Source organism: Bacillus sp. BACIII (assembly GCF_057836745.1).
The window spans coordinates 3,437,619-3,451,981 of record NZ_CM174437.1 but is presented as its reverse complement, the minus strand read 5'-3'; the positions used below and the strand labels follow the sequence as shown (position 1 = coordinate 3,451,981).

Sequence of the window (14,363 nt, the reverse complement as noted above, 5' to 3'; positions counted from 1 at the left end):
GGAGGAATTGAATATGACAACATCATTGAATCTGCAATTTGAAAAAACGGCTTTGGTCCTTATTGATTTACAAAAAGGCATTGTGCCGATGGATAAAAGCGGGGCCGTTGTGCCGAACGCGAAAAAATTAATTGATGTGTTCCGGGAAAAAGGCGGTTTTATCAGCTTTGTGAACGTTGATTTTCATGACGGGGCTGATGCGCTGAAGCCGCTGACGGATGAAGGGGCGGCGGGCCATTCGGCTCCGGCGGCGGATTGGGCTGAATTTGTGCCTGAAATCGGAGTGAAAGAAGATGATTATACGGTGACAAAGCGGCAGTGGGGCGCGTTTTTCGGCACTGATCTTGATCTTCAGCTCAGAAGACGGGGAATCGACACGATTGTATTATGCGGGATTGCGACAAACATCGGTGTGGAAAGCACGGCGCGGGAAGCTTTTCAGCTCGGGTATCAGCAAGTTTTCATAACTGACGCGATGGCGACGTTCAGCGATGAACAGCATGAAGCGACACTCAAGTTTATCTTCCCGAAAATCGGCAGAAGCCGGACGACGGAAGAGTTCATCGAAGAGACCAAATGACAATCTCCAAAAAAAGCCGCGTTCTGTTTTTAACAGCCGTGGCTTCGGGGACGATGCTGAACCCATTGAACTCGTCGATGATTTCTCTTGCGCTTCACAGTATTCAGCATGAATTTCACCTGTCGTTTACAACGGTGTCCTGGCTGATATCGTCCTTTTATCTGGCCAGTGCGGTGGCGCAGCCTGTTACCGGAAAGCTCGGTGATATGCTCGGCAGGAAGAAGCTGTTTTTGATCGGGCTTCTGCTTGTTGCCGTTTCGGCCGTCGGCGCGCCGTTTGCGCCGACTTTCATGACTTTGTTAATGATGAGATTGTTTCAATCGATCGGAAGCAGCGCGATATATCCGTCCGGCGTCGGATTGATCCGTTCGAATATACAGGAGAAGCAGGCGTCGGCGCTTGCCGTCCTGTCGATCTTTGCCTCAGCCATGACGGCGCTCGGTCCGACACTCGGCGGTTTTTTGATCGTTTGGGGAGGGTGGCCGGCAATCTTTTTCGTCAATCTGCCGTTTATCATTCTCAGCTTTTTTCTCGGGATGTATATGTTTCCGAAAGATGAAAAACGCGAGATCGGCGGCTTGAAAGCCGTGCTCCGCCAGCTTGATACGATCGGGATACTCCTGTTTGCCGGGGCGATTATTCTGCTTTTGTCATTTTTGTTGTCCTTCAGTACGAAGCCCCATTATACAGAAGGTATATTCGGGCTTTTGTTTGTCGGGCTGTTTATCTGGCGCGAGCTGAAAACGGAGAAGCCGTTTATTGATGTCAGGCTGTTTAAAACGCATCGGAAACTATCGTCGGTGTATATTCAATTTATTCTGCTGAATATATTCTTTTACTGCATCTTTTTCGGGCTTCCGAGCTATTTTCAGGATGAAATGCATTTGTCCGTTCAGACAAGCGGAATGATTATGCTGTTTATGTCGGGCATGAGCATCCTGGTGTCGCCTTTGACCGGAAAATGGATAGATAAGAAAGGGGTTCTTCAGCCGATTGTTGCCGGAACCTGCCTGACCGCGATCGGGGCGGTCCTGTTAACGTTCTTCTTCCTTCAGGCGCCTATGATAGGAAAAGGGCTGATTCTGTCTGTGCTGGGTGTCGGTTACGGCTTCGGCAATGTGACGTTTCAGGCGGCCATGCTGAAAACAAGTCCAGCCGACATGGTCGGAACAACGTCCGGCCTGTTTCAGACCTGCCGGTATCTCGGTTCGATCTTATCTTCCGTCATTTTGGGCATTCTTTTCGGAAAAGAAATAACCGCAGGCCATTTTCATATGCTCGGCACGATTCTTATCATTGTCGGCGCCGTAAGCCTTTTGATGGCGTTCCGGTTTTCAGTTCTTCTCAAAAAGGCCTCTTAACAGCCGCATCAAAAAGAGACGGGTACTCCCCGTCTCTTTTTTTATGTGCAATGTGCTCAAAAATCAAAACGAAAATTGTCGATAGCGCCCAATGTTATTTGCGGAATTTTCAGTTATATTCTTTAACATGATATGTGAGGAAACCGTACATACAGGAGGGTGAAGATGAAAAAACCAACGAATGATCGGCTCAGCAACAAAGATTTACTGCCTTTAGAAGAAGGAGAACGGACATGGAAAGCGGTGAATTTTGCATCTATCTGGATGGGCTGCATTCATAACATCCCGACCTATGCGACTGTAGGCGGGCTCATTGCGATCGGCCTTTCTCCGTGGCAGGTGCTCGCCATTATCGTGACAGCATCACTCATTTTATTCGCCGCTCTCGCCTTAAACGGACATGCCGGAACGAAATACGGGCTTCCCTTTCCGGTCATCATCAGGGCTTCTTACGGAATATACGGCGCAAACATTCCGGCGCTTCTCAGGGCGTTTACGGCCATTATGTGGCTCGGAATTCAAACATTTGCCGGGAGCACAGCTTTAAACATTCTGCTGCTGAACATATGGCCGGGCTGGGGAAGCCTCGGCGGAGATTGGAATATACTCGGACTTCATCTGCCGGGCTTTCTGTCGTTTATTTTCTTTTGGGGCATTCATCTGCTTGTGCTGCGGCACGGCATGGAATCAATCAAAAAATTTGAAGTATGGGCGGGCCCGCTTGTTTATCTCGTATTCGGCGGCATGGTCTGGTGGGCGATAGATATTGCCGGCGGGCTCGGTCCGATTTACTCACAGCCGGGAAAATTTCATACCTTTTCTGAAACGTTTTGGCCGTTTGCAGCCGGAGTAACGGGCATTATCGGAATATGGGCGACATTGATTCTGAATATTCCTGACTTCACCCGGTTCGCCGCGTCGCAAAAAGAACAGATTCGCGGCCAGTTTTACGGCCTGCCGGGAACGTTTGCCCTGTTTGCGTTTGCAAGCATTACGGTGACATCCGGTTCACAGGTAGCATTCGGGAAACCGATTTGGGATGTGGTGGAGATTTTGGCCCGGTTTGATAATCCTTTCGTTATCGCTCTTTCGGTCATCACACTCTGCATCGCCGCCGTCTCGGTCAACGTGGCGGCAAACATCGTGTCACCGGCCTATGACTTGGCGAATGCCCTGCCGAAATATATTACGTTCAGAAGGGGAGGGTATCTGACCGCCGTTCTGGCCCTGTTCACAATACCTTGGAAGCTGATGGAGAGCGCCACGAATGTATATGCGTTTCTCGGACTCATCGGCGGGATGCTCGGACCGGTAGCCGGGGTCATGATGGCTGATTATTTTCTCATCAGAAAAAGACAGCTTTCAGTTGAAGACCTTTATTCGGAAAACGGACAGTACACTTATTACAAAGGCTATAATTACCGGGCCTTTGCCGCGACCTTTCTCGGCGCGTTTATCTCCTTAATCGGGATGTACGTCCCGGCGTTCGCCGGCATCTACGATATTTCCTGGTTCGCGGGTGTGATTGTGTCATGTCTCGGTTATACGGCGCTTATGTATTTCCATCCGCCTTATGCGAAAGCGGCGGGACAAATGGTGCGGGAAAGAGCGGCAGAATAAAAAAAGCCGGGGGCTTCCCCCGGCTTTTTGTCATATCAGTCTGCGATTGAAACGTTTCCGTCCGCTTCAAGCGGCGTTCTTTTTTTCTGGCTCCAGCCATACAGAAGTAAAGCAATCAGGACGAACAGCCCTGCTGCCAGATAAATCGAATGGAATCCGGCCGAAGCGACGAAGAGGCCGAATACATAGGACCCGCCGGCAATCCCGCTGTCAAAGAAAGTGAAGAAGGTAGCCGTTGCGAAGCCTGAACGGTGTCCGGGCGAGTTCTGAATCGCCAAAGTCTGCATACACGGTACGATAGAGCCGTAGCCGAGACCGATGACGGCGCCGGATAAGAGAAGCATGAGGGCGCTGTTTGTCATCGCCAGCATGCAAAGCCCTGCGGAAAACACGATAATCGACGGGTAGATGACGATTCCCGGCCCGATTTTATCAAACAGCTTTCCTGTGAAAGGACGGGCGGCCATCATCGTCACGGCGAAACAGACGAAGAAATAGCCGCTGACATCCAACAGATGGATCGTCTTTGCATAAACGGATAAATATGAAGTCACACTTGAATAACAGAAAGAAATGGACAACCCGACAATCGCGATTTTAAGCGCGCCTTTTTCAAACATGTCGGAGAAAGAAAAACGGAAGACAGTCGTTCCGCTGTTGTTTTGATCCGGCACGCGAATCATGAAAGCAATTAACAAGCCTAAAGAAACAAACACGGCAAAAATCGTAAAGAAAACCGGGAATGAAATGACTTTCACAAGGCTCAGCCCGAGAAACGGACCGATCGCCATGGCAAGGTTCATAGACATCGCGAAATAACCGAGTCCCTCGCCGCGCCGCTTGGCGGGAATAAGGTCAGCGGCAATTGCGCCCGTGACCGTCGTTAAAATGCTGAACCAGATGCCTTGGAAAAAACGCAGTCCGAGCAGCAGATAGAAATTGTGTATCGGCAAATACAGATAAGAAGACAGGGCGAACAGCGCCAGAGATACAATCGTCATTCTTTTCTTGCCGAACCGTTCAATAATCGACCCTGAAAAAGGACGGGTAATAATAGCAGATAACAGGAACAGGCTGATCAAAAGCCCTCCTTGCGATTCACTGCCGCCAAGCTCCTGAATCATATAAATAGGCAGCACGGCCAAAAATGTATAAAAGAACACAAAGACAAATAAATTCACGAGTACGACCATAATAAAATCTTTGGTCCAGATCGAGTCAGATTTACTCAAAAGTACAGCACTTCCCTTTCTTTTTTATTTCGTTAAAAACACATTCAGAAACTCAGAAAAAGCTTCCTTATCTCCATCCTGGAAATCCGCAAGCATGTCTTCCTCGAACTTCAGCATCTCTTGATTGATGCAGTCATATTTCAATTCAGCTTCCTTCGTCAAGACGACGAGCTTTTCCCGCTTGTCTTCTCCCTGTTCCCGCTGAATCCAGCCGTTTTCTTCAAGGCGTTTGATCGTTCTGGTAACGGTCGGCGCCTCCACATTCATATAGGACCAGATTTCTTTTTGGGTCATCGGTCCGATCGTTTTCAAGCAATATAGGATTGACCATTGAGAGGAGTACAGGCCGAATGGTTCCAGCCGCTCATTGGCTTTCTTCGTAATCAGGCGGGCGCATTGATTGATTTGATGAATGAGGCGTCTGTTGACGGGGATCATTTCCGTTCTCCTTTTCAAAAAACTTACCTAAGTAACTAATTGCGCTGTTTCATTCTACAGCAGGATCGCGCGGATGTAAAGCCCCCCGTTCAAAAAGCAGAAAATTGCGATCCGTCCCTTGTCCTTATTGAGTTTTTAGCATATTCCCAATTCATTGCTAATACACTGTTACAAACCTATCAAAGAGAGTGTTTGAGGTGAGGGATCGTGGGCATATTTCAAAAACCTTCTTATATAATCGGACAACAAAGAAGCTGCATCATCAGTGAATCTGTTACAGAATACGGATCTCATTTCACACTTCTCACATCCAACTGGGGAGGTCGAGTGGTGTGCACGATTACATCAAAGAGCGAACAATCAAGATTGGCAAGTATATCGTGGAGACGAAAAAAACCGTTCGTGTCATTGCGAAAGAGTTTGGTGTTTCCAAAAGTACCGTACACAAAGATCTGACAGAGCGCCTGCCTGAAATCAATCCTGACTTGGCGAATGAAGTAAAAGAAATACTCGATTATCATAAATCCATCAGACATTTAAGAGGAGGAGAGGCGACAAAATTAAAGTACAAAAAAGATGAAATTCTAGAAGGGGAGCCCGTTCAGCAGCCGTAGCGTCTGACGTCTGCCGGCTCCCTTTTTTTCCTCCGGGCGGTTTCGCGAATATCCGCAAAATTTTGTCAAGAACTTATCTCGTTCAGCAGCTTTTTTTTGATAAATTATGATAATATATATAATTAGGGCACAATGTGGATATTTTACTGTGAAACAGATATCAAGGAGGATATAAATAGATGTTTGCAAGGGATATTGGAATTGACCTCGGTACTGCAAATGTACTGATCCATGTAAAAGGAAAAGGAATTGTTCTGAATGAGCCGTCCGTTGTGGCGCTTGATAAAAACAGCGGCAAAGTGCTGGCGGTCGGCGAAGAAGCCAGACGAATGGTTGGACGTACACCTGGGAACATTGTTGCGATCCGTCCCCTGAAAGACGGCGTAATCGCAGACTTCGAAGTAACAGAAGCCATGCTGAAACACTTCATTAATAAACTGAATGTAAAAGGACTTTTCTCAAAACCGCGTATGCTGATCTGCTGCCCGACGAATATTACGTCCGTTGAGCAAAAAGCGATTAAAGAAGCCGCTGAAAAAAGCGGCGGAAAGCATGTGTACCTTGAAGAAGAACCGAAAGTTGCCGCTATCGGCGCAGGTATGGAAATCTTCCAGCCGAGCGGTAACATGGTTGTTGACATCGGAGGCGGTACGACGGATATCGCAGTTATTTCTATGGGCGATATTGTCACCTCCTCTTCTATTAAGATGGCTGGGGACAAGTTTGACATGGAAATCTTAAATTATATCAAACGCGAGTACAAGCTGCTGATCGGTGAGCGTACCGCTGAAGATATTAAGGTGAAGGTCGCAACGGTTTTCCCAGACGCACGTCATGAAGAAATCACCATTCGCGGCCGTGACATGGTTTCCGGTCTGCCGAGAACGATTACAGTAAACAGCAAAGAAGTGGAAGAAGCCCTTCGTGAATCAGTTGCCGTCATTGTGCAGGCTGCCAAGCAGGTTCTTGAAAGAACACCGCCTGAATTGTCCGCCGATATCATCGACCGCGGCGTCATCATTACCGGCGGGGGAGCGCTTTTAAATGGACTTGACCAGCTTCTTGCCGAAGAACTGAAGGTGCCTGTTCTTGTCGCTGAGAATCCGATGGATTGTGTTGCGGTCGGAACCGGCGTCATGCTTGATAACATGGACAAGCTTCCAAAACGCAAACTGAGCTGATCATAAAACCTCATTCTTGAAAAAGAATGAGGTTTTTTCTGTAAAACCCTTCACGAAAGGGAATGTAAATCCGATAATAAGAAAAAATGCTGATCTTCATTATAGAACAAATGTTCCGGTTAGGCAACTGGAAATCATGCTATTTCAGAGGTGGAAGACTTGTTAAAAGGATTATATACCGCAACGTCCGCAATGATTACACAGCAGAGAAGAACGGAAATGCTGTCAAATAATATCGCAAACGCGAATACATCAGGGTACAAAGAGGATCAAGGTTCAATCCGCGCCTTTCCCGAAATGCTTTTGAGCCGAATAGAAGGCGACAAAAAAACGAAAATCGGTTCCGTCAACACAGGCGTGTACATGCAGGAGCTGAAACCATTGTTCACGCAGGGAAGCCTGAAAACGACCGATCAGCCGACGGATATCGCGCTTATGGAGAATCAAGTTCCCAAGAATGCCGAAACGAATGAAAATGCCGAACTGTTTTATCCGGTTCAGACTGCGGGCGGCGTCCGCTACTCAAAAAGCAGCACTTTCTCATTAAATGAAAACAATCAGCTTACGATAAACGGAAATCTTGTTTTATCAACAAACGGACAGCCGATTACAGTCGACAATGAAAAATTCACCGTATCAGAAAACGGCACGGTCACAACAAACGGCCGGCCGGCAGGGCAGATTGACATCAGAATGGAAGAAGACGTGCGCAATCTGAAACGGGACGGCAATGACCTATACAGCACGGCCGACGGCTCTGAACTGCCGAGTGCGGCGGCGAATCCCCAAGTCTCGTATACCTTAAAACAAGGCGTCTCGGAGCTTTCAAACGTGGACGTGACAAGCACGTATACAGAAATGACGGAAGCATACAGATCATTTGAAGCCAATCAGAAAGTCATTCAGGCTTACGATAAAAGCATGGATAAAGCCGCAAATGAAATCGGCAAAGTGTAATAAAATGGGGGACGTTCAATTATGATGCTCAGATCAATGCTGACGGCTTCAACAGCCTTAAACCAGCTTCAGCAGCAGATGGATACAGTCAGCAGCAACCTTTCAAACAGTGATACGACAGGCTATAAAGCGAGGGACTCCCGCTTTTCCGAGCTGATCAGGCAGCAGTATGATCAAATAGATGATAAAAAGGAAAATTCGCCGAACATGCGGAAAACACCGCCCGGCCTGCGTCTCGGCGCCGGAGCGATGATGACGCCGCAGCTGGATTCAGGGCAGGGAAGCATCAAAAAAACTGACCGTGACCTTGATATCGCGTTCACATCACCATATCAATATCTCCAGGCAGAAGCGGACGGACGGCGGGTGTATACAAGGGACGGCTCACTCACCCTCAAGCCGGCCGGCGGAAATAACCGGGTTCTGCAGCTGATGACGGCGGGAGGCAATCCCATCCTCGATGAGAACGGTCAGCCCATCCAAATTGACAGCTCGCTGACTAAGCTGAAAATCAGCAAAACCGGAACTCTGACAGCTTCAGACCAGGCAGGGACCCGTTCCCAGACGTTTAATCTCGGCATCGTCAATGTCAATAACCCTCAGGCGCTTCATGCGGAAGGGGATAATCTGTTTTCCGTAAACGGTGCGGGAGCTTCAGCGATTGAAGAGCTGACTGGCGCAAACCGGCAGGGGATCGGCATGGAGCAGGGGGCGCTTGAAAATTCAAATGTCGATATGTCTAAGGAAATGACCGACTTAATCGTGTCGCAGCGTTCTTACCAGCTGAACAGCCGCACGATTACATTGGGAGACCAAATGCTGGGCTTAATCAACTCAGTCAGATAATAAAAGAAGGGGCGTTTTGATCAGCCGCGCATGATGAAAAATGCGGCTTTCTCAAAATCGCCCTTTTTTTTGTAGTAATCCGTAATATCCTGAAGCAGCACTTCCAAATCCACCCACGCTTCAATTTTCTGCAGCTCCAGCACGAGCTTCTGCAATCGGTCGTACGGATCCTCCTGAGAGGTATACAGTGTTTTGAGCGCGGCCAGCTTCAGTTTCATGATGTTGCTCTGCACTTTGTCAGCTATGTATAATCCTTTCTGCAGCACGGTTTGTCCTTCGGCGGGGCATCCGGTTTTAAAAAGTGCTCTGACCGCTTCGTATACACAATGAAGGTAGGAAACGGGAGACTCCTTTTCAAAACGCTGATTGCCCAATACCTTTTTGTAAAAAGGAAGCGCCTCTTTATCTTTTTTCTGAGCGGTCTTTAAAAAACCAAAATTGTAATAAGCGTGGCACAGCAGGTTATTGTCATTGATGCGGTCTGTTATTTTTATGGATTCATTGAAGAGCTGTTCAGCGTCTTCATAGCGTGCCTCGTCTATGTAATTTACGGCGAGAAGCAGCTGGCAGCTGAGCGTTTTTTTGATGTAGCCGAATTCATTTTGATAGATCTTCAGCGCTTTGTTGACATATTGAATGGAAAGCGGAGGCGACTTCATCATGTAATAAGCACCCGCTGTTTTATAATAAAATTCAGCGGCTTCAATACGGTTCTGGATGGCCGGCAGGTACTGTTCGGCTTCTTTAAAGCGGCAGACAGCCCGGTTCGGAGTGCCGTTCACCATATGGAATAATCCTTTAAAAAAATGGAAATAATAAGTTAATTCATGATCCATCTCATCTTTGCGCCGCTTCAGCTCACAGAACAGTTTATTCAGGCCGTCCTTTTTCTCAAATAGCAGCTGAAACCGTGCAAAAAACAGCTGATATCTAAGATTGAGCTTTGCATTCTTTTGTAATTTGGGGAGATGCTGATTGATTTGTTCGTGAAGGGAACGGGCTAGATCGAATTGGCGTTTTCCCATGGCGTCATACCACTCATTCAGCATCACCAGCGTGCGTTTCTCAGTAAACTTAGCAATCATCTTCCAACCTCTTTGCTTAGGATAAAAATCTTTATTTATCATAACACATTAATGGACGAGGCTCATTGCCAGCTGGTTACAGTTTATAGCGCGGTTGAAAAAGAAATTGATTCATAATATACTTCCAAATGTACAGATTGGTTACCACTTATACCTTCTATACATACTATTGTCGATGAAGGAGATGTCAAGAGAATGCTTGATACTCAGCAAATTAAAGAAATTATTCCCCATCGCTATCCGTTTCTTCTGGTAGACAGAATTACGGAAGTCGAAGAAGGAAAACGGGCGGCGGGATATAAAAATGTGACGGCGAATGAAGATTTTTTTAACGGCCATTTTCCTGAATACCCTGTTATGCCGGGCGTATTAATCGTAGAGGCTTTGGCGCAGGTCGGAGCTGTGGCGATGCTGATTAAAGAAGAAAACAGAGGCAGACTCGCGTTTTTTGCGGGGATTGATAACTGCCGTTTCAAAAAGCAGGTAAAACCGGGTGACAAGCTGGAGCTTGAAGTGGACATTACACGTGCACGCGGGACGATCGGACGCGGAAAAGGCGTTGCCAAAGTTGACGGCGAGCTCGTGTGTGAAGCCGAATTAACCTTTGCGCTCGGAGAATAAAAATAAACAAATGGGCTTATAAAAAAGCCCATTTCGTGTAGAATGGGGTGAATGTAATGTGGTCAGAATTTAAAAGCTTTGCGATGAAGGGCAATATCATGGATCTGGCAATCGGTGTTGTCATCGGGGGCGCTTTCGGAAAAATCGTGACGTCACTCGTTGAAGATATCATTATGCCGCTTGTCGGTCTTCTTCTTGGCGGCCTTGATTTTTCAGGACTGGCAGTGACATTCGGCGACGCCCATATCAAGTACGGAAGCTTTATACAAACGATTGTGAACTTCTTCATTATTTCATTTTCTATTTTTATCGTGATTCGCACATTAGGCAAGCTGAGACGTAAAAAAGAAGCAGAAGAAGAGGCGGAAGAAGCCGAAGAAACAGATCAGCAGACAGAACTGCTGACTGAAATCAGAGATCTGCTGAAACAGCGGGCGCATCACAATGACTAGGGCATAAAAAAAGGCTGGATGATTAACGTCCGGCCTTTTTCATGATTATAATTTTTGTTTGAACGCTTCAATCAGCCGGCTGCCTGAATATCCTTCTTTCACGAGCGACTCCAGAATGCTTTCTGATCCGGGGTGATTTCTTGACACCATTTGACCGTAAATTAAAACTTGTATACTCTTTTCCAGCTCGACGATATTTTTGATGCTTCCCGTCAGCTGGGCGGGACGGTTGCTTTTTTTCGTAATCGTTACAAACACCTTCGCTTCTTTCTGGCTTTTCATCAGCATGTCAAAAAAAGAAAAGTGTTCGGCCGGCACCAGAGCTTCAATTAACCAATGGTTTTCACCGTCTTCTTTATTGATAATCAATCCGTCTAAAAGGGGAAACTGTTCAATCGGCCGATCGTCTTTATCTAAACGTTCCACATTCAGATCAACCAGTTTAAAGGTCTTCATCTCTATTTTCACCCCTGTTGTCCATGTTTTTTCGTTCATTTATTATAACACATATCACTTTTTCCGGGAAAATGCTGTAAGACATGCTTCATCATTTTTGTAGGCGGTCAACATTTAATCATTTCTATTTTTTCATTATAATGTAAAAGAATATAGTCATGGAGAGATGCTTATGAATCAATTGCGCCTGAAGGAAATTTATATAGAAGACGGCTTAAGGCGGGAGGACGATCATTCCTACTTAGTATCCAAAAAGGAAGAGTGCGAGGTGCATCTTAACAGAAGAGGGAATGTCGTCTTTTTGTATGAAACAAAAGACCGCATGGAACAGTATAAAATTCAGCTTTCGCTGACTGATAAAAAGCTGAGTTTTTACTGGTTCGCATGGGACGGCGGAAAGTTCGTCAGGATGTTTGAGAAAAACTGGCTTAAAACGAAACTTTTCTCGCGGCTGCTCAAAAATACATATTACATAAGCGGTCAAAAGAAAAAGTTTTTTTTATCTGAAAGAAAAGCGAAATCATAAGAGAGGCATAAACGGATAACGGTTTTTTCCGCTTTTTGCTTTCTGGAGCTCTTGTACTACAATGAAGCCACCCTCGAAAAAGAGAGGAGGATACGGCTTGTTTAACCACGTGATGCTTGTCGGCCGGCTGACGAAAGACCCGGAGCTCCGTTTTACATCAGCGGGCATTGCCGTGGCTCATATTACCTTGGCTGTCAGCCGCAATTTTAAAAGCGCGTCAGGTGAAACCGGGACTGACTTTGTCAACTGCACCATTTGGAGAAAAAGCGCTGAAAACACAGCATTGTACTGCCAAAAAGGGTCATTGGTCGGTGTAAGCGGCAGAATCCAGACGAGAAGCTATGAAAAGACAGACGGCGTAAAAGTTTATGTGACCGAGGTCATGGCTGATACCGTTCGGTTTATGGATCAAAAACGGAAAGAGCCGCTGGCTGAATAACATGCTTTTTTTCCTCTTTTCCCCGCCTTTTGGCGGGCCCCGCAATACCCCCTTCCTATACGCCAGTCGAAAGACTGGTTTTTTGGTTCGGGGTCTAAAAAATGGTTAAAAAGAAGTGATTTTGCTTATAAACACTTAAAATAATTGAATGTTTTAAGATAAAAACTTATAATTACTTACAGATAAGTGACGAAAAAAGGAATGAGGACGTGTATCAAGAAGAAAGACTGATTGCGATAATGGAATATTTGAAACAGCATCGGCGGATCACCGCTGAACAGATATGTTCGCTGCTTCATATTTCAAGAGACACCGCAAGACGGGACCTTGTCAAGCTGAAAGAGCGCGGAGCCATTATCAGAACACGGGGCGGCGCGATTCTGCCGTCTGTGCATCAGGAAGTGCCTGGCTATTCCGGCCGGCTGAAAACCGTTTCTGAAGAGAAAAACAAAATCGGCAGACTGGCCGCCTCCCTGATCCATAAAGGAGACCGGATCATCCTGGATACCTCCACAACCGTGCAGGCCTGCGCCGAACATTTAAATGTCACCGGCTGCACTGTTATTACAAATTCGATCAATCAGGCCGATATCCTCTCTGCAAAAGAGGGAATTGACATTCATCTGCTCGGCGGAAAGCTGCAAAAGGAACACCGGTTTTTATACGGCGCTTCTGTGGTAGAAAAACTGGGGGATTATCACGCCGATAAGGTGCTGATCGGCGTTGTCGGCATCTCGGAAAACGGTCTGACGATACCGCATGAAGAAGACGGCATGGTCAAGCGTAAAATGATCCGGCAGGCGGAACAGGTGATTGCGCTGAGCGATCATTCCAAGCTTGGCCGTACGAGTTTTTATCAATATGCAGACCTGCACGAGGTTGACCTGCTGATCACCGATCGGCTGCCTGATCAGGATTTTTGTGATCTGCTCGACCGGCACGGCGTAGAATTGCTTGTAACTGATTCTGAAGAAGAGGATGAGGACATGTGAAACTGATTGCCATAGATCTGGACGGCACACTGCTGAACAGCAGTCATCAAGTAAGCGATGAAAACGAGCGGGCTTTAAGGGAAGCCCGGCAAGCGGGAATTGAAATCGTGGTGTCCACGGGACGCGCGCATTTTGACGTGCACTCCATATTCGAACCGCTCGGCATAAAAACTTGGATTATCAGTGCAAACGGAGCCGCCATTCATGCTCCTGACGGCAGCCTGTACCATTGTGATGCGATTGAAGAAACAAGGGCCCGGGGGATTTTGTCCTGGCTTGAAGAGAATCAATATTACTATGAGGTGTTTACAAACAAAGCCATCTATACGCCTGAAACCGGCAGGCAGCTGCTCGATATCGAAATGGATCGGGTAAAAAGCGCCAATCCGGAAACCGACCTTTCTATTTTGGAGCAGGCGGCTTCTGTGCAATACAGCCAGTCGGGCTTTGCTTACATTCAATCATACCGTGAGCTCTTTGAGAAAGAAGAACATCTGGATTTTTACAATATTCTCGGGTTTTCGTTTGATGAGCGGAAGCTGAAAGCGGGCTGGGACCGATTCAGCGATCAGAAAGACCTCACCCTTGTCAGCTCTGCCGATCACAATTTTGAACTGTCGTCGCGACATGCTTCTAAAGGGCAGGCGCTTAAACGGCTGGCGCAAAAGCTCGGCATTCCGATGGCTGAAACCGCAGCGGTCGGTGACAGCTTAAATGATTACTCAATGCTTCAGGCGGCCGGAAAAGGCATAGCGATGGGAAATGCGAGAGAAGACATTAAAGAGATCGCTGACGCCGTTACATTGACAAATGATCAAAACGGCGTTGCGCATATGATCAGGAATTTACTTTAAAAGGTTTGGCGATACTGTTCACGACTGGCGTGACGCATTCATGGCAAATGCGGCGTAACAGTAAGGACGGCATAAAAGACCGGCTCTTCCGAGAGAGCCGGCCTTTTTG

General features: G+C 46.9%; 17 protein-coding genes. 13 read left to right on the top strand and 4 right to left on the bottom strand.

Annotated features, from left to right (window positions below; translation table 11 throughout):
• Positions 1-13: 13 nt before the first annotated feature.
• The 3 genes from ACXN9U_RS16965 (at position 14) to ACXN9U_RS16955 (ending at position 3,561) form a co-directional block, all read left to right on the top strand.
• On the top strand, positions 14-580 hold the full coding sequence (locus ACXN9U_RS16965) for an isochorismatase family protein (protein ID WP_060964078.1): 567 nt from the start codon (positions 14-16) through the stop codon (positions 578-580).
• Positions 577-1,941 carry an MFS transporter gene (locus ACXN9U_RS16960; protein WP_188154349.1) on the top strand — a complete coding sequence of 455 codons (1,365 nt, stop codon included), beginning with the start codon at positions 577-579 and terminating at the stop codon, positions 1,939-1,941. Before ACXN9U_RS16965 ends, ACXN9U_RS16960 begins: the two co-directional genes overlap by 4 nt.
• A gap of 165 nt (positions 1,942-2,106) precedes the next feature.
• Positions 2,107-3,561, top strand: a complete 1,455-nt coding sequence (locus ACXN9U_RS16955) for an NCS1 family nucleobase:cation symporter-1 (protein ID WP_060964080.1) — start codon at positions 2,107-2,109, stop codon at positions 3,559-3,561.
• Between the two features lie 35 nt (positions 3,562-3,596).
• On the opposite strand, the gene ACXN9U_RS16950 is transcribed toward ACXN9U_RS16955, so the two are convergent.
• Together ACXN9U_RS16950 and ACXN9U_RS16945 are read right to left on the bottom strand one after the other, a co-directional pair.
• Entirely contained in the window at positions 3,597-4,793 is a 1,197-nt protein-coding gene (locus tag ACXN9U_RS16950) for an MFS transporter (RefSeq protein WP_045926376.1), read from the bottom strand.
• Positions 4,794-4,817: 24 nt separating this feature from the next.
• Positions 4,818-5,231 carry a MarR family winged helix-turn-helix transcriptional regulator gene (locus ACXN9U_RS16945; protein ID WP_438420798.1) on the bottom strand — a complete coding sequence of 138 codons (414 nt, stop codon included), beginning with the start codon at positions 5,229-5,231 and terminating at the stop codon, positions 4,818-4,820.
• Between the two features lie 332 nt (positions 5,232-5,563).
• On the opposite strand from ACXN9U_RS16945, the gene spoIIID reads away from it, so the two are divergent.
• The 4 genes from spoIIID (at position 5,564) to ACXN9U_RS16925 (ending at position 8,829) form a co-directional block, all read left to right on the top strand.
• A complete protein-coding gene (gene spoIIID / locus ACXN9U_RS16940) occupies positions 5,564-5,845 on the top strand; it encodes a sporulation transcriptional regulator SpoIIID (RefSeq protein WP_003151236.1) in 282 nt (93 codons plus the stop codon).
• A gap of 179 nt (positions 5,846-6,024) precedes the next feature.
• Positions 6,025-7,026: a cell shape-determining protein Mbl gene (mbl, locus tag ACXN9U_RS16935; protein WP_016937680.1), complete on the top strand. Its 1,002-nt coding sequence runs from the start codon at positions 6,025-6,027 to the stop codon at positions 7,024-7,026.
• Between the two features lie 159 nt (positions 7,027-7,185).
• Complete coding sequence (gene flhO, locus ACXN9U_RS16930) at positions 7,186-7,983, top strand: flagellar hook-basal body complex protein FlhO (RefSeq protein ID WP_047475848.1); 798 nt, start codon at positions 7,186-7,188, stop codon at positions 7,981-7,983.
• A 24-nt stretch (positions 7,984-8,007) separates the two neighbouring features.
• Entirely contained in the window at positions 8,008-8,829 is an 822-nt protein-coding gene (locus tag ACXN9U_RS16925; RefSeq protein ID WP_029575297.1) for a flagellar hook-basal body protein, read from the top strand.
• 20 nt (positions 8,830-8,849) lie between these two features.
• Here the strand turns inward: ACXN9U_RS16925 and ACXN9U_RS16920 are convergent, their stop codons facing one another.
• The gene (locus ACXN9U_RS16920) at positions 8,850-9,914 is read right to left on the bottom strand and encodes a tetratricopeptide repeat protein (RefSeq protein WP_060964081.1); all 1,065 of its coding nucleotides are present in this window, start codon (positions 9,912-9,914) and stop codon (positions 8,850-8,852) included.
• Positions 9,915-10,109: 195 nt separating this feature from the next.
• Here ACXN9U_RS16920 and fabZ point away from each other — a divergent pair, with 195 nt between their 5' ends.
• Together fabZ and mscL are read left to right on the top strand one after the other, a co-directional pair.
• On the top strand, positions 10,110-10,535 hold the full coding sequence (gene fabZ, locus ACXN9U_RS16915; RefSeq protein WP_003151242.1) for a 3-hydroxyacyl-ACP dehydratase FabZ: 426 nt from the start codon (positions 10,110-10,112) through the stop codon (positions 10,533-10,535).
• Between the two features lie 56 nt (positions 10,536-10,591).
• Positions 10,592-10,987 carry a large conductance mechanosensitive channel protein MscL gene (gene mscL / locus ACXN9U_RS16910; protein ID WP_049627557.1) on the top strand — a complete coding sequence of 132 codons (396 nt, stop codon included), beginning with the start codon at positions 10,592-10,594 and terminating at the stop codon, positions 10,985-10,987.
• Positions 10,988-11,032: 45 nt separating this feature from the next.
• Here mscL and ACXN9U_RS16905 read toward each other — a convergent pair whose 3' ends face one another.
• Positions 11,033-11,443 (bottom strand): YwpF-like family protein, encoded by a 411-nt coding sequence (locus ACXN9U_RS16905; RefSeq protein ID WP_016937685.1) that lies wholly within the window; start codon positions 11,441-11,443, stop codon positions 11,033-11,035.
• Positions 11,444-11,615: 172 nt separating this feature from the next.
• Here ACXN9U_RS16905 and ACXN9U_RS16900 point away from each other — a divergent pair, with 172 nt between their 5' ends.
• The 4 genes from ACXN9U_RS16900 (at position 11,616) to ACXN9U_RS16885 (ending at position 14,254) form a co-directional block, all read left to right on the top strand.
• On the top strand, positions 11,616-11,969 hold the full coding sequence (locus ACXN9U_RS16900) for a hypothetical protein (protein WP_060964082.1): 354 nt from the start codon (positions 11,616-11,618) through the stop codon (positions 11,967-11,969).
• A 97-nt stretch (positions 11,970-12,066) separates the two neighbouring features.
• Positions 12,067-12,408: a single-stranded DNA-binding protein gene (gene ssb / locus ACXN9U_RS16895; RefSeq protein ID WP_045926379.1), complete on the top strand. Its 342-nt coding sequence runs from the start codon at positions 12,067-12,069 to the stop codon at positions 12,406-12,408.
• 209 nt (positions 12,409-12,617) lie between these two features.
• Positions 12,618-13,400, top strand: a complete 783-nt coding sequence (glcR, locus tag ACXN9U_RS16890; protein ID WP_016937688.1) for a transcriptional regulator GlcR — start codon at positions 12,618-12,620, stop codon at positions 13,398-13,400.
• The gene (locus ACXN9U_RS16885; RefSeq protein ID WP_489201947.1) at positions 13,397-14,254 is read left to right on the top strand and encodes a Cof-type HAD-IIB family hydrolase; all 858 of its coding nucleotides are present in this window, start codon (positions 13,397-13,399) and stop codon (positions 14,252-14,254) included. Before glcR ends, ACXN9U_RS16885 begins: the two co-directional genes overlap by 4 nt.
• The last annotated feature ends 109 nt before the right edge of the window (positions 14,255-14,363 follow it).

Excerpts from the sequence above, each read along its gene's own strand:
- ACXN9U_RS16965 (WP_060964078.1), top strand. The coding sequence starts at position 14 with ATGACAACATCATTGAATCTGCAATTTGAAAAAACGGCTTTGGTCCTT.
- ACXN9U_RS16960 (WP_188154349.1), top strand. The coding sequence starts at position 577 with ATGACAATCTCCAAAAAAAGCCGCGTTCTGTTTTTAACAGCCGTGGCT.
- ACXN9U_RS16955 (WP_060964080.1), top strand. The coding sequence starts at position 2,107 with ATGAAAAAACCAACGAATGATCGGCTCAGCAACAAAGATTTACTGCCT.
- ACXN9U_RS16945 (WP_438420798.1), bottom strand. The coding sequence starts at position 5,231 with ATGATCCCCGTCAACAGACGCCTCATTCATCAAATCAATCAATGCGCC.
- mbl (WP_016937680.1), top strand. The coding sequence starts at position 6,025 with ATGTTTGCAAGGGATATTGGAATTGACCTCGGTACTGCAAATGTACTG.
- ACXN9U_RS16925 (WP_029575297.1), top strand. The coding sequence starts at position 8,008 with ATGCTCAGATCAATGCTGACGGCTTCAACAGCCTTAAACCAGCTTCAG.
- ACXN9U_RS16920 (WP_060964081.1), bottom strand. The coding sequence starts at position 9,914 with ATGATTGCTAAGTTTACTGAGAAACGCACGCTGGTGATGCTGAATGAG.
- fabZ (WP_003151242.1), top strand. The coding sequence starts at position 10,110 with ATGCTTGATACTCAGCAAATTAAAGAAATTATTCCCCATCGCTATCCG.
- mscL (WP_049627557.1), top strand. The coding sequence starts at position 10,592 with ATGTGGTCAGAATTTAAAAGCTTTGCGATGAAGGGCAATATCATGGAT.
- ACXN9U_RS16905 (WP_016937685.1), bottom strand. The coding sequence starts at position 11,443 with ATGAAGACCTTTAAACTGGTTGATCTGAATGTGGAACGTTTAGATAAA.
- ACXN9U_RS16900 (WP_060964082.1), top strand. The coding sequence starts at position 11,616 with ATGAATCAATTGCGCCTGAAGGAAATTTATATAGAAGACGGCTTAAGG.